12 protein-coding genes are annotated in these 12,443 nt (G+C 67.3%); 9 read left to right on the top strand and 3 right to left on the bottom strand.

Features of this window, described 5'->3' with window-relative positions:
* Nucleotides 1-2: 2 nt before the first annotated feature.
* On the bottom strand, nt 3-221 hold the full coding sequence (locus ACIGXX_RS10950) for a hypothetical protein (protein ID WP_361470524.1): 219 nt from the start codon (nt 219-221) through the stop codon (nt 3-5).
* A gap of 135 nt (nt 222-356) precedes the next feature.
* On the opposite strand from ACIGXX_RS10950, the gene ACIGXX_RS10945 reads away from it, so the two are divergent.
* Complete coding sequence (locus ACIGXX_RS10945) at nt 357-1,331, top strand: carbohydrate kinase family protein (RefSeq protein ID WP_351159487.1); 975 nt, start codon at nt 357-359, stop codon at nt 1,329-1,331.
* 22 nt (nt 1,332-1,353) lie between these two features.
* Here the strand turns inward: ACIGXX_RS10945 and ACIGXX_RS10940 are convergent, their stop codons facing one another.
* Nucleotides 1,354-2,733 (bottom strand): cysteine desulfurase/sulfurtransferase TusA family protein, encoded by a 1,380-nt coding sequence (locus ACIGXX_RS10940; RefSeq protein WP_399974707.1) that lies wholly within the window; start codon nt 2,731-2,733, stop codon nt 1,354-1,356.
* Nucleotides 2,734-3,065: 332 nt separating this feature from the next.
* On the opposite strand from ACIGXX_RS10940, the gene coxB reads away from it, so the two are divergent.
* The 4 genes from coxB to ACIGXX_RS10920 all read left to right on the top strand — a co-directional run bounded on the left by coxB (nt 3,066) and on the right by ACIGXX_RS10920 (nt 7,538).
* A complete protein-coding gene (gene coxB, locus ACIGXX_RS10935; RefSeq protein ID WP_351159480.1) occupies nt 3,066-4,028 on the top strand; it encodes a cytochrome c oxidase subunit II in 963 nt (320 codons plus the stop codon).
* The gene (gene ctaD, locus ACIGXX_RS10930) at nt 4,025-5,761 is read left to right on the top strand and encodes a cytochrome c oxidase subunit I (protein WP_351159477.1); all 1,737 of its coding nucleotides are present in this window, start codon (nt 4,025-4,027) and stop codon (nt 5,759-5,761) included. The genes coxB and ctaD overlap by 4 nt, the downstream gene beginning before the upstream one ends.
* Nucleotides 5,758-6,156 (top strand): cytochrome c oxidase subunit 4, encoded by a 399-nt coding sequence (locus tag ACIGXX_RS10925; protein WP_351159475.1) that lies wholly within the window; start codon nt 5,758-5,760, stop codon nt 6,154-6,156. Before ctaD ends, ACIGXX_RS10925 begins: the two co-directional genes overlap by 4 nt.
* Nucleotides 6,157-6,290: 134 nt before the next feature.
* Complete coding sequence (locus ACIGXX_RS10920; RefSeq protein ID WP_383819408.1) at nt 6,291-7,538, top strand: Ig-like domain-containing protein; 1,248 nt, start codon at nt 6,291-6,293, stop codon at nt 7,536-7,538.
* 79 nt (nt 7,539-7,617) lie between these two features.
* On the opposite strand, the gene ACIGXX_RS10915 is transcribed toward ACIGXX_RS10920, so the two are convergent.
* Nucleotides 7,618-8,019 carry a hypothetical protein gene (locus ACIGXX_RS10915; protein WP_351159469.1) on the bottom strand — a complete coding sequence of 134 codons (402 nt, stop codon included), beginning with the start codon at nt 8,017-8,019 and terminating at the stop codon, nt 7,618-7,620.
* Nucleotides 8,020-8,198: 179 nt separating this feature from the next.
* Here ACIGXX_RS10915 and ACIGXX_RS10910 point away from each other — a divergent pair, with 179 nt between their 5' ends.
* From ACIGXX_RS10910 to ACIGXX_RS10895, 4 genes are all read left to right on the top strand, one after another.
* Complete coding sequence (locus tag ACIGXX_RS10910; RefSeq protein WP_160504601.1) at nt 8,199-8,819, top strand: heme-copper oxidase subunit III; 621 nt, start codon at nt 8,199-8,201, stop codon at nt 8,817-8,819.
* Between the two features lie 83 nt (nt 8,820-8,902).
* A complete protein-coding gene (locus ACIGXX_RS10905; RefSeq protein WP_351159465.1) occupies nt 8,903-9,712 on the top strand; it encodes a c-type cytochrome in 810 nt (269 codons plus the stop codon).
* Nucleotides 9,709-10,764, top strand: coding sequence for a Rieske 2Fe-2S domain-containing protein (locus tag ACIGXX_RS10900; RefSeq protein WP_351159462.1), 1,056 nt, complete (start codon nt 9,709-9,711; stop codon nt 10,762-10,764). Before ACIGXX_RS10905 ends, ACIGXX_RS10900 begins: the two co-directional genes overlap by 4 nt.
* Nucleotides 10,761-12,392 (top strand): cytochrome bc complex cytochrome b subunit, encoded by a 1,632-nt coding sequence (locus ACIGXX_RS10895; RefSeq protein WP_351159460.1) that lies wholly within the window; start codon nt 10,761-10,763, stop codon nt 12,390-12,392. The genes ACIGXX_RS10900 and ACIGXX_RS10895 overlap by 4 nt, the downstream gene beginning before the upstream one ends.
* Nucleotides 12,393-12,443 lie beyond the last annotated feature (51 nt).

Genomic DNA, 12,443 nt, shown 5'->3' with positions numbered 1-12,443 from the left:
CCTCAGTCGCCGTACTCGGACATGCCGTCGATCAGCCGCGCGGAGGCGGGCGGGACGCTGACCCCGTGGATCAGCGAGGGCGACACCGGAACCGTCGCGGCGGACGCGGGGGTCACCCAGTGAGGGGCCATGCGGGCGCAGTCGCCGCGCAGTGTCTCCAAGGTCTCGGAAGGCAGCTCGACGGGACGTGCGGTGACGACATGCTTCGAGATAACGGCCATAACCGCACCGTACGCATCGCACACCCGGCGAAAAAAGACCTACTAACGGGTAGTTTGGCCTCTTCAGCGGGGGTGTACCGACCCGGTAGCGTGAAGTGTCAACCCCTCGCCTCTCCTCCACAGGAGCATGCCGTCGTGCGTATCGCAGTCACCGGCTCCATCGCCACCGACCACCTGATGACCTTCCCCGGCCGCTTCGCCGACCAACTGGTCGCGGATCAGCTGCACACGGTTTCCCTCTCATTCCTGGTCGACGCCCTAGACGTACGCAGGGGAGGTGTCGCCGCCAACATCTGCTTCGGCATGGGCCAGCTAGGTACCGCGCCGATCATCGTCGGTGCGGCGGGCTCGGACTTCGACGAGTACCGCGCCTGGCTCGACCGGCACGGCGTGGACACGGCCTCGGTCCGCATCTCCGAGACGCTGCACACGGCCCGCTTCGTGTGCACCACGGACGCCGACCACAACCAGATCGGCTCGTTCTACACGGGAGCGATGAGCGAGGCCCGCCTCATCGAACTGAAGACCGTGGCCGACCGCGTGGGCGGCCTCGACCTGGTCCTCATCGGCGCGGACGACCCCGAGGCGATGATGCGCCACACCGAGGAGTGCCGGACGCGTCGGATCCCCTTCGCCGCGGACTTCTCCCAGCAGATCGCGCGCATGGAGGGCGAGGAGATCCGGACCCTCCTGGACGGCGCCACGTACCTCTTCTCGAACGAGTACGAGAAGGGGCTCATCGAGTCCAAGACCGGCTGGAGCGACGCCGAGATCCTCTCCAAGGTCGGCCACCGCGTGACCACCCTCGGCTCGCGCGGCGTGCGCATCGAGTCCAGCGGCCAGGACCCGATCGAGGTCGGCGTCCCCGAGGAAGAGGCGAAGGTCGAGCCGACCGGCGTCGGCGACGCCTTCCGTGCGGGCTTCCTGTCGGGTCTGGCCTGGGGCGTCTCCCACGAGCGCGCGGCGCAGGTCGGCTGCATGCTCGCCACCCTGGTCATCGAGACCGTCGGCACCCAGGAGTACGAGCTGCAGCGCAGCAACTTCATGGACCGCTTCACCAAGGCGTACGGCCATGAGGCGGCCTCCGACGTCCGGACCCACCTGGCCTAGTCACCCGGGCCACCCGGCCCGGTCAGGAGCTCCGGCGGACCACATAGGCCGAACCGTGGTCCGCCGGCTCCTCGCCCACGTACTCCTGGCCCCGCATCTCGCACCACGCCGGGATGTCGAGCCGCGCCGCCTCGTCGTCGGCGAGGACCGTGACGGTGCCGCCCACCGGCACGTCCCCGATGACCTTGGCGAGCTCGATGACGGGGAGCGGGCAGCGCTTGCCGAGCGCGTCCACGACGAGGGAGGCGGACCGCGCACGCGTCGTCGGCGCCGCCGGAGCGCCCAGTTGTTCGCGCACCCCGGCCACCACGCCCGGCAGAACCTCCAGAAAACGCTCCACGTCGGCTTCCTGGGTCCCCCGTGGGAGTGACACCCGGACGTTGCCCTCGCTCAGGACGCCCATCGCCTTCAGGACGTGGCTCGGGGTCAGCGTGGAGCTGGTGCAGGACGAGCCGGACGAGACCGAGAAGCCGGCCCGGTCCAGTTCGTGCAGCACGGTCTCCCCGTCGACATAGAGACACGAGAAGGTCACCAGGTGGGGCAGGCGCCGCACCGGGTCGCCCACCACCTCCACGTCCGGCACGAGCCCCGGCACCCGGGCCCTGATCCGCTCCGTCAGCTCCCGCAGCCGGGCGCTCTCCGCGGCGGCCTCGGCCTGCACGGCACGGAGCGAGGCCGTGGCGGCGACCACCGCCGGGATGTTCTCGAAGCCCGGGGCGCGCCCCGACTCGCGCTCGTCGGCGGGGCCTTGCGCGGCGAACCGCACCCCCTTGCGCACCACCAGCAGCCCCACGCCCGCGGGCCCGCCCCACTTGTGGGCACTCGCGGCGAGCAGCGACCACTCCCCGGCCACCCGGCCCCACGGCAGCGACTGCGCCGCGTCCACCAGGAGCGGCACCCCGGCGCCGCGACACGCCGAAGCGACGTCGGCCACCGGCTGCTCGGTGCCGACCTCGTGGTTGGCCGACTGGAGGCAGGCGAGGGCCGTGTCGGGGCGCAGGGCAGCGGCGTACGCGGCCGGGGTCACCGCGCCGGACCGGTCCACCGGGATCTCCGTCACCGCCCCGCCGTCGGCCTCGAGGGCCGCCGCCGCGTGGAGCACCGAAGAGTGTTCGACCGCCGACACCACCAGATGCCGCCCGACACGCCGACGCCCCGCCAGCGCCCCGGCGATCCCGGAGTGCACCGCGCGGGTGCCGGAGGGCGTGAAGACGAGCTCGTCCGGGCGGCAGCCCACCGCGTCGGCGGCGGCCTCGCGCGCCGCGTCGAGCAGCAGCCTGGCCCGCCGCCCCTCGCGGTACAGCCGAGCCGGATCGGCCCACCCCTCGTCCAGCGAGGCCTGCAGGGCCTGCCGGGCCACGGGGTGGAGGGGAGCGGAGGAGGCGACATCGAAGTAGGGCACACGGCAACGCTAGAGCGTGCCCCGGTCGGAGCGCCCCGAAGGGGCGCGGGGAACGGCGCGACGGGCCGGGGCGGACCCGCGGTCGCGGACGACGGGCTTCCGCCGAGCCGCCGGGCGTCCGACCCCCCGTCAGAAAGGGGTGGACGGCGGAGGGTCCCACCCTTCGGAGTGACCCGCGGCGCGTTAGGCACCCTCCCCGCGCGACCCCAAATAGCGTCCAGTAAGGTTTGGCCCGCATAAACATCCAAACCCCTGCCCGCCGCAGGGCGGCGACCGACGACCGAGAAGGCCGCACCCGACCGCGCGGGCCGAGACTCTCGGGAAGGCGCTACGTGAGTCCCAACGGCTCCGACCGCTCGTCGCGGCGCCCGATGCGGCGGAAGCTGCCGCAGGTGCTGACTGCGGGCCTGATCCTGGCAACCGCGACAGGTTGCACATACAAGGACTTTCCCCGCCTTGGTATGCCCACCCCGGTAACGGAGGAGGCTCCGCGGATCCTCTCCCTCTGGCAGGGCTCGTGGGCGGCAGCGCTCGCCACGGGCGTGCTGGTCTGGGGTCTGATCCTGTGGAGTGTCATCTTCCACCGGCGCAGCCGTACCAAGATCGAGGTACCTCCGCAGACGCGTTACAACATGCCCATCGAGGCGCTCTACACGGTGGTTCCCCTCATCATCGTCTCGGTGCTCTTCTACTTCACGGCACGTGATGAGTCGAAGCTCCTCCACCTCGACGAAAAGCCCGCCCACACGGTCAACGTGGTCGGCTACCAGTGGAGCTGGGGCTTCAACTACATCGAGGACGTGCCGGGTTCCAACAAGGACGACGCGAAGACGGCCAAGGAGCTGGAGGCCATCCCGGACAAGTTCCGCGATGCGTTCCCGTCCAACGCCGGCGGCGTCTACGACGTCGGTACGCCCGGCCAACGGAACCCGCAGAACGGCAACCCGGGCCCGACCCTCTGGCTCCCCAAGGGCGAGAAGGTCCGCTTCGTGCTGACTTCGCGTGACGTCATCCACTCCTTCTGGGTGGTGCCGTTCCTCATGAAGCAGGACGTCATCCCGGGCCACACCAACGCCTTCGAGGTGACTCCGAACAAGGAGGGCACCTTCATGGGCAAGTGCGCCGAGCTCTGCGGTGTCGACCACTCCCGGATGCTCTTCAACGTCAAGGTCGTTTCCCCCGAGCGCTACCAGAAGCACCTCGAGGACCTGGCGAAGAAGAACCAGACCGGTTACATCCCGGCCGGCATCGAGCAGACGAAGCACGAGAAGAACCGGGAGACGAACAACCTGTGAGCATCCTCAACGAACCTCAGGGTGCCGCGGCAGCAGAAGACTCGTCCGAGAACGAGCTGCCGGTACGGCGCGCACAGCCGGGCGCTGTGGTCATCAAGTGGCTGACCACCACCGACCACAAGACGATCGGCACGCTCTACCTGGTCACGTCGTTCGCGTTCTTCTGCATCGGCGGCGTCATGGCGCTCTTCATGCGCGCCGAACTCGCTCGTCCCGGCTCGCAGATCATGTCGAACGAGCAGTTCAACCAGGCGTTCACGATGCACGGCACGATCATGCTGCTGATGTTCGCGACGCCGCTGTTCGCCGGATTCGCGAACTGGATCATGCCGCTGCAGATCGGCGCGCCCGACGTGGCGTTCCCGCGGCTGAACATGTTCGCGTACTGGCTGTACCTCTTCGGCTCGCTCATCGCGGTGGCCGGCTTCCTCACCCCGCAGGGTGCGGCCGACTTCGGCTGGTTCGCCTACTCCCCGCTGTCGGACGCCGTCCGCTCGCCGGGCATCGGCGCCGACATGTGGATCATGGGTCTGGCCTTCTCCGGCTTCGGCACGATCCTCGGTTCGGTCAACTTCATCACCACGATCATCTGCATGCGCGCTCCTGGCATGACGATGTTCCGGATGCCGATCTTCGTGTGGAACGTCCTGCTGACCGCGGTTCTGGTCCTGCTGGCCTTCCCGGTGCTTGCCGCAGCGCTGTTCGCCCTGGAGGCGGACCGTAAATTCGGCGCCCACATCTTCGACGCGTCCAACGGCGGCGCACTGCTGTGGCAACACCTCTTCTGGTTCTTCGGCCATCCAGAGGTGTACATCATCGCGTTGCCGTTCTTCGGAATCATTTCCGAGGTCATCCCGGTCTTCTCCCGCAAGCCGATGTTCGGCTACATGGGCCTGATCGGCGCGACGATCGCGATCGCGGGTCTCTCCGTGACCGTGTGGGCGCACCACATGTACGTCACCGGTGGCGTGCTCCTGCCGTTCTTCTCCTTCATGACGTTCTTGATCGCCGTACCGACGGGCGTGAAGTTCTTCAACTGGATCGGAACGATGTGGAAGGGCTCACTGAGTTTCGAGACACCGATGCTCTGGGCCGTCGGCTTCCTGATCACCTTCACCTTCGGTGGTCTGACCGGCGTCATCCTGGCCTCGCCGCCGATGGACTTCCACGTCTCCGACTCGTACTTCGTGGTCGCGCACTTCCACTACGTCGTCTTCGGCACCGTGGTCTTCGCGATGTTCTCCGGCTTCCACTTCTGGTGGCCGAAGTTCACCGGCAAGATGCTGGACGAGCGGCTCGGCAAGATCACCTTCTGGACGCTGTTCATCGGCTTCCACGGCACGTTCCTGGTGCAGCACTGGCTGGGCGCCGAGGGCATGCCGCGTCGTTACGCGGACTACCTCGCGGCCGACGGGTTCACCGCGCTGAACACGATCTCGACGATCGCCTCGTTCCTGCTCGGCCTGTCGATCCTGCCGTTCTTCTACAACATCTGGAAGACGGCCAAGTACGGCAAGAAGATCGAGGTCGACGACCCGTGGGGCTACGGCCGCTCGCTCGAGTGGGCGACGTCCTGCCCGCCGCCGCGGCACAACTTCCTCACCCTGCCGCGGATCCGTTCCGAATCCCCGGCGTTCGACCTGCATCACCCTGAGATCGCGGCTCTCGACCAGCTCGAGAACAGCGGCCACGGTGACAAGGCGCTCGCGGGCGGCAAGGAGGCCGGCAAGTGAAGGTCCAAGGCAAGATGTTCATCTGGCTGAGCGTCTTCGTGCTCGCCATGGCGATCGTCTACGGCTGGTGGTCCAAGGAGCCGGCCGGTACGACCGCGCTGTTCCTGGCCTTCGGCCTGTGCATCATGATCGGCTACTACCTGGCCTTCACGGCCCGGCGTGTCGACGCGTCCGCACAGGACAACAAAGAGGCCGACGTGGCGGACGAGGCCGGCGAGGTGGGCTTCTTCAGCCCGCACAGCTGGCAGCCGCTCTCGCTGGCCATCGGTGGCGCGCTCGCCTTCATGGGCGTCGTCTTCGGCTGGTGGCTGCTGTACTTCTCGGCCCCGATCCTGATGATCGGTCTCTTCGGCTGGGTCTTCGAGTACTACCGGGGCGAGAACCAGACCCAGTGAGTCTGTGATCTCCCGCCTCACCGAGGGGCCCGGACACTCCGTCAGGAGCGTCCGGGCCCCTCGGCGTGTCGCGGCCGACCCTCGTACGGGTCACTCGGCGCGCCGGAGCGGATGAACCTTCATACCGTGTGTTCATGAGCCACTCACCGCGAATCCGCACGGTACTGAGCTGCACCATGCTGGTGGCCGCCCTCGGGGTGGGAACCACGGCGTGCGGCAGCTCCGACGGCCACCCGCTCTCGGCTAAGCCGTACGACGCGGCGGGCCAGATCGCCTTCAACAGCCCGGTGGGCAGCCAGAAGGCGGATCCGGACAAGCCCCTTGAGGTCACCGCGCAGGGCGAGGACGGGCGCATCACCGATGTGACGGCCACCGACGCGCAGGGGCGGTACGTGGCGGGCGAACTCGCCGCCGACGGCGCTCGTTGGCACAGCACGGCGCCCCTGGCGGCGGGTGCGCACTACACGGTGCGGGTCAGCACCGAGGACGAGGAAGGCTCGCCGGGCCGCAAGGTGTTGAACTTCGACACCAGCGCCGCGGCCAAGAAGAAGCGCCTCGACGTCACCTTCGGTCCCGATTCGGGCAAGTACGGCGTCGGCCAGCCCGTCACGGCCAAGCTGAGTGCCAAGGTGAAGGACAAGAAGGCCAGGGCCATCGTGGAGCGCGCGCTGAAGGTCGACTCGCAGCCCGCCACGGAGGGCGCCTGGCACTGGGTGGACAGCAAGACGCTGCACTACCGCGCCAAGGAGTACTGGCCCACCGGCGCGACCATCAACGTACGGAGCAACCTCGAGGGCATCAAGGTCCGCGACAAGCTCTGGGGCGGCGAGGCCAAGCCGCTGAAGCTGACCATCGGCGACCGCATCGAGGCCGTGACGGACGCCGGTTCGCACTGGATGACGGTCTACCGCAACGGCGAGGAGATCAACTCCATGCCGGTGACCACGGGCAAGCCCGGCTACTCCACGCGCAACGGCGTCAAGGTGGTGCTCGGCAAGGAGTACTCCGTACGTATGACCAGTGCCAGCATCGGCGCATCGGACTTCTACGACAAGATGGTCTACTACGCGACGCGGGTCACCGACTCCGGCGAGTACGTGCACGCCGCGCCCTGGTCGGTCGGCTCGCAGGGGTACGCGAACACCAGCCACGGCTGCACGGGCATGAGCACCGGCAACGCCGCCTGGTTCTACGAGACCGTCCGGCAGGGCGACATCGTGAAGGTCGTCAACAGCTACGGCGCGGACATGGATCCGTTCGGCAACGGCTTCGGCGACTGGAACGTCGACTGGAAGGACTGGCGGGACGGCAGCGCTCTGTTGGGCGGCGCCAAGGACGGCCCCACGGCCGTCGACGCGGCCCGGCTGCGGCCGCAGGTCTGATCGGCCGCAGGACACCCCGAGAAGCGACGAGAGGGGCCCGTGCGTCCGCGCGGGCCCCTCTCGTGCGCCAAGTGCCGCGTCAGGCCTGGACGGCCAGCCTGTGGCGCAGCAGAGCGGCCAGAGAGTCCGCGAACTCGACCGGATCGACCGGAAGGGTCACGGCGGCCTCCGCGCGGCTCCAGGTGGCCAGCCAGGCGTCCTGCGGGCGTCCCATGAGCAGGAGCACGGGCGGGCACTGGAAGATCTCGTCCTTGAGCTGACGGCAGACCCCCATGCCGCCGATGGGGGTGGCCTCGCCGTCCAGGACGCAGACGTCGATGCCGCCCCGGTCGAGTTCCTTGAGCACGGCGGGCAGCGTCGCGCACTCGATGAACTCGACCGCGGGAACGTCCGCCGCCGGCCTGCGTCCGGTGGCCAACCGGACCTGCTCGCGGGTGCTCGCGTTGTCGCTGTAGACCAGCACCGTGGCGGTCGGCTGCATTGTTCCTCCGCTTCGTTGAGGGGCTCTCGGCCGGGGACCGATGCGCGGATGCTACTCCTCCGGACACCCCGTCAACAGCGGTTCGGACAGCCCTTCGATGGGCCATACGGGCAGGACACACCCCACAGACACTCCGAACGGCACCCCCCGGGGTGAGGGCGGGATAAGCGACCGACATAATGTCGGTCGTGGCGACAGCAACGACAGTAGATACCGGGCACGCGCACCCGCCGGTCAATCGGCCGAACCTCACCAGCGTCGGAACCATCATTTGGCTGAGTTCCGAGCTGATGTTCTTCGCGGCCCTCTTCGCGATGTACTTCACCCTGCGATCGGTGACAGGTCCTGAGCACTGGAAGGAAATGGCGTCCGCGCTGAACTTCCCGTTCTCGGCGACGAACACCACGATCCTGGTGCTCTCCTCCCTCACCTGTCAGCTCGGCGTCTTCGCCGCCGAGCGTGGTGACGTGAAGAAGCTCCGGATGTGGTTCATCGTCACCTTCATCATGGGTGCGGTCTTTATCGGCGGTCAGGTGTACGAGTACACCGAGCTGGTCAAGCACGAGGGCCTCTCGCTCTCGTCCGACCCGTACGGCTCGGTCTTCTACCTGACCACCGGCTTCCATGGCATGCATGTGACAGGTGGGCTCATCGCCTTCCTGTTGGTCCTCGGCAGGACGTATGCGGCCAAGAGGTTCACCCATGAGCAGGCGACCGCAGCCATCGTCGTGTCCTACTACTGGCACTTCGTCGATGTTGTCTGGATCGGTCTCTTTGCCACGATCTACATGATCAAGTAAACGGGGCCGGGCTCAGCCGGGCCCGACGTTCCGAACTCATTCCAGAAGCATCGACGCAGAAGATCCTGACACCGGGGTAATCCGTGAAAAAGCTCTCCGCACGACGACGCCACCCGCTGGCGGCGGTCGTCGTACTACTCCTCGCGCTGGCGGCCACCGGGGGGCTGTACGCCGCGTTCGCACCCGCGGACAAGGCGCAGGCCGACGACACCGCCCAGTCCCTCGCCATCGACGAGGGCAAGAAGTTGTACTCCGTGGGCTGCTCCAGCTGCCACGGAACCGGCGGTCAGGGGTCCTCCGACGGTCCTAGCCTGGTGGGCGTCGGCGCAGCCGCCGTCGACTTCCAGGTCAGCACCGGCCGTATGCCGCTGCAGCAGCCGGGCGCCCAGGCGCCGAAGAAGAAGGCCATCTACAACCAGGCCCAGATCGACCAGCTCGCGGCGTACATCGCCTCGCTGGGCGCGGGCCCGACCATCCCCACCGCGAAGCAGTACAGCCCGGACGGGGCGGACATCGCCAAGGGTGGCGAGCTGTTCCGCACCAACTGCGCGCAGTGCCACAACTTCACCGGTGAGGGCGGCGCGTTGACGAAGGGCAAGTTCGCCCCTTCGTTGGAGGATGTCTCCCCGAAGCACATCTACGAGGCCATGCAGACCGGCCCGCAGAACATGCCGTCCTTCCCCGACACGATCATGCCGGAGAAGAACAAAAAGGACATCATCGCGTACCTCGACGCGGTCAACGGCGAGCAGACCGAGAGCCCTGGCGGTCTCAAGCTGGGTGGCCTGGGTCCGGTCAGTGAAGGCCTGTTCGGCTGGATCTTCGGTCTCGGCACGCTGATCGCGGTCGCCGTGTGGGTCGCCGCTCGGACCGCAAAGGCCAAGAAGTCATGAGTAGCCAAGAGAATCCAGAAGAGAACCTGCCCAGCGTGCAGGAGACCGAGCACGGCTCGGTGGCGGTAGCGGACGAGAACCCGTTCGCCGACCCGGGCCTTCCGCCCCATGAGCATCGTGTCCAGGACATCGACGAGCGGGCCGCCAAGCGGTCCGAGCGTGCGGTCGCCTTCCTGTTCACGCTCTCGATGCTGGCCACGATCGGCTTCATCGCCTCGTACGTGGCGTTCCCGGTCGACAAGCGCGTCTTCATCTGGCCCATCGGCCACATCAGCGCGCTGAACTTCTCCCTGGGCATGACCCTGGGCGTGGCCCTGTTCTGCATCGGCGCGGGCGCGGTCCACTGGGCCCGCACCCTGATGTCCGACGTGGAGGTCGCCGACGAGCGGCACCCCATCGAGGCCGAGCCCGAGGTCAAGGCCAAGGTCATGGCCGACTTCAAGGCCGGTGCCGCGGAGTCGCAGTTCGGCCGGCGCAAGCTGATCCGCAACACGATGTTCGGCGCGCTCGCCATGGTGCCGCTCTCCGGCGTCGTCCTGCTGCGTGACCTCGGTCCGCTGCCGGAGGACAAGCTGCGGCACACCCTGTGGTCCAAGGGCAAGCTGCTCGTGAACATGAACACGAACGAGCCGCTGCGCCCGTCGGACGTTCAGGTCGGCTCGCTGACCTTCGCCAAGCCCGAGGGCCTGGAGGAGCACGATCACGACTTCCAGAAGGAGATCGCCAAGGCGGCCCTGATGATCGTCCGGATCCAGCCGGACAACATCAAGGACAAGCAGGAGCTCGAGTGGTCGCACGACGGTGTCGTCGCGTACTCCAAGATCTGCACCCACGTCGGCTGCCCGATCTCCCTGTACGAGCAGCAGACGCACCACGTCCTCTGCCCGTGCCACCAGTCCACCTTCGACCTCTCCGACGGTGCCCGAGTGATCTTCGGCCCCGCCGGTCACGCGCTGCCGCAGCTGCGGATCCGCGTGAACGAAGAGGGCTACCTCGAGGCGCTCGGCGACTTCGCTGAGCCCGTCGGTCCTGCTTTCTGGGAGCGCGGATGAGCACTACGACGACTGATACGCGTAAGAAGGAGGCGCCCGCCGGAGAGCGGGTCGCCGACTGGGCCGACGGTCGCCTGGGGATCTACTCCCTGGCCAAGGCCAACATGCGCAAGATCTTCCCGGACCACTGGTCCTTCATGCTCGGTGAGATCTGCCTCTACAGCTTCATCATCATCATCCTCACGGGTGTGTACCTGACGCTGTTCTTCCACCCGTCGATGAACGAGGTGGAGTACCACGGCAGCTACATCCCGCTGCAGGGTCAGCTGATGTCCGAGGCGTTCAACTCGACCATGCACATCAGCTTCGATGTGCGCGGTGGTCTGCTGATCCGGCAGATCCACCACTGGGCGGCGCTGATCTTCCTCGCGGCGATGTTCGTGCACATGATGCGCGTCTTCTTCACGGGTGCCTTCCGCAAGCCCCGCGAGGTCAACTGGGTCTTCGGCTTCCTGCTGTTCGTCCTGGGCATGTTCACCGGCTTCACCGGTTACTCGCTCCCCGACGACCTGCTCTCCGGAACCGGTGTGCGCTTCATGCAGGGCGCCGTCCTGTCCGTGCCGGTCGTGGGCACGTACCTGTCGATGTTCCTGTTCGGCGGGGAGTTCCCCGGCGGCGACTTCGTGGCCCGGTTCTACTCGGTGCACATCCTGCTGCTGCCGGGCATCATGCTCGGGCTCGTGGTGGCGCACCTGATCCTGGTCTTCTACCACAAGCACACGCAGTTCGCGGGTCCCGGCAAGACGAACAAGAACGTCGTCGGCATGCCGCTCCTGCCGGTCTACATGGCGAAGGCCGGAGGCTTCTTCTTCCTGGTCTTCGGTGTGATCGCGGCCATCTCGGCGATCGCCACGATCAACCCGATCTGGGCGCTCGGTCCCTACCGTCCGGACCAGGTCTCCACCGGAGCCCAGCCCGACTGGTACATGGGCTTCTCCGAGGGTCTGATCCGTGTCATGCCGGGCTGGGAGATCAACGCCTGGGGTCACACGCTCGTCCTGGGCGTGTTCATCCCGCTGATCATCTTCCCGCTGGTCCTGGTCGCGATCGCGGTCTACCCGTTCATCGAGTCCTGGGTCACCGGGGACAAGCGCGAGCACCACATCCTGGACCGCCCGCGCAACGTCCCGACCCGAACGGCCTTCGGCGTCGCGTGGATCACCTGGTACTTCGTGCTGCTCGTCGGTGGTGGAAACGACCTCTGGGCCACGCACTTCCACCTGTCGATCAACGCGATCACCTGGTTCGTGCGCATCGCCTTCTTCGTGGCACCGGTCCTCGCCTTCATCGTCACCAAGCGGATCTGCCTGGGTCTGCAGCGGCGCGACAAGGACAAGGTCCTGCACGGCCGCGAGTCGGGCATCATCAAGCGCCTGCCGCACGGTGAGTTCATCGAGGTCCACGAGCCGCTCAACCAGGAGCAGCTGCACACGCTCACCGCGCACGAGCAGTACGCGCCGCTCGAGATCGGCCCCTCGGTCGACGAGAACGGCGTCGAGCGCAAGGTGTCGGGTTCGCAGAAGCTCCGGGCCAAGCTCTCGAAGGGCTACTACGGGGAAGACGGTCAGATCCCCAAGCCCACCACCGAGGAGTACAAGGAGATCACGAGCGGCCACGGCCACCACTGATCGTCTGACGCTCCGACCAGAGATCGCCACGGCGGGAGCCCCGTCCATGCA

This window comes from Streptomyces sp. NPDC055243, assembly GCF_044544025.1.
In the GTDB taxonomy this organism is placed as follows: Bacteria; Actinomycetota; Actinomycetes; order Streptomycetales; family Streptomycetaceae; genus Streptomyces.
Note: the sequence above shows the minus strand (reverse complement) of the source record. Positions and strands in the feature narration are given on the sequence as shown.

Bases quoted from the DNA above. Each gene is read 5' to 3' on its own strand.
- ACIGXX_RS10950 (WP_361470524.1), bottom strand. From the start codon at position 221: ATGGCCGTTATCTCGAAGCATGTCGTCACCGCACGTCCCGTCGAGCTG.
- ACIGXX_RS10910 (WP_160504601.1), top strand. From the start codon at position 8,199: ATGTCGGTCGTGGCGACAGCAACGACAGTAGATACCGGGCACGCGCAC.
- ACIGXX_RS10900 (WP_351159462.1), top strand. From the start codon at position 9,709: ATGAGTAGCCAAGAGAATCCAGAAGAGAACCTGCCCAGCGTGCAGGAG.
- ACIGXX_RS10895 (WP_351159460.1), top strand. From the start codon at position 10,761: ATGAGCACTACGACGACTGATACGCGTAAGAAGGAGGCGCCCGCCGGA.
- ACIGXX_RS10920 (WP_383819408.1), top strand. From the start codon at position 6,291: ATGAGCCACTCACCGCGAATCCGCACGGTACTGAGCTGCACCATGCTG.
- ACIGXX_RS10915 (WP_351159469.1), bottom strand. From the start codon at position 8,019: ATGCAGCCGACCGCCACGGTGCTGGTCTACAGCGACAACGCGAGCACC.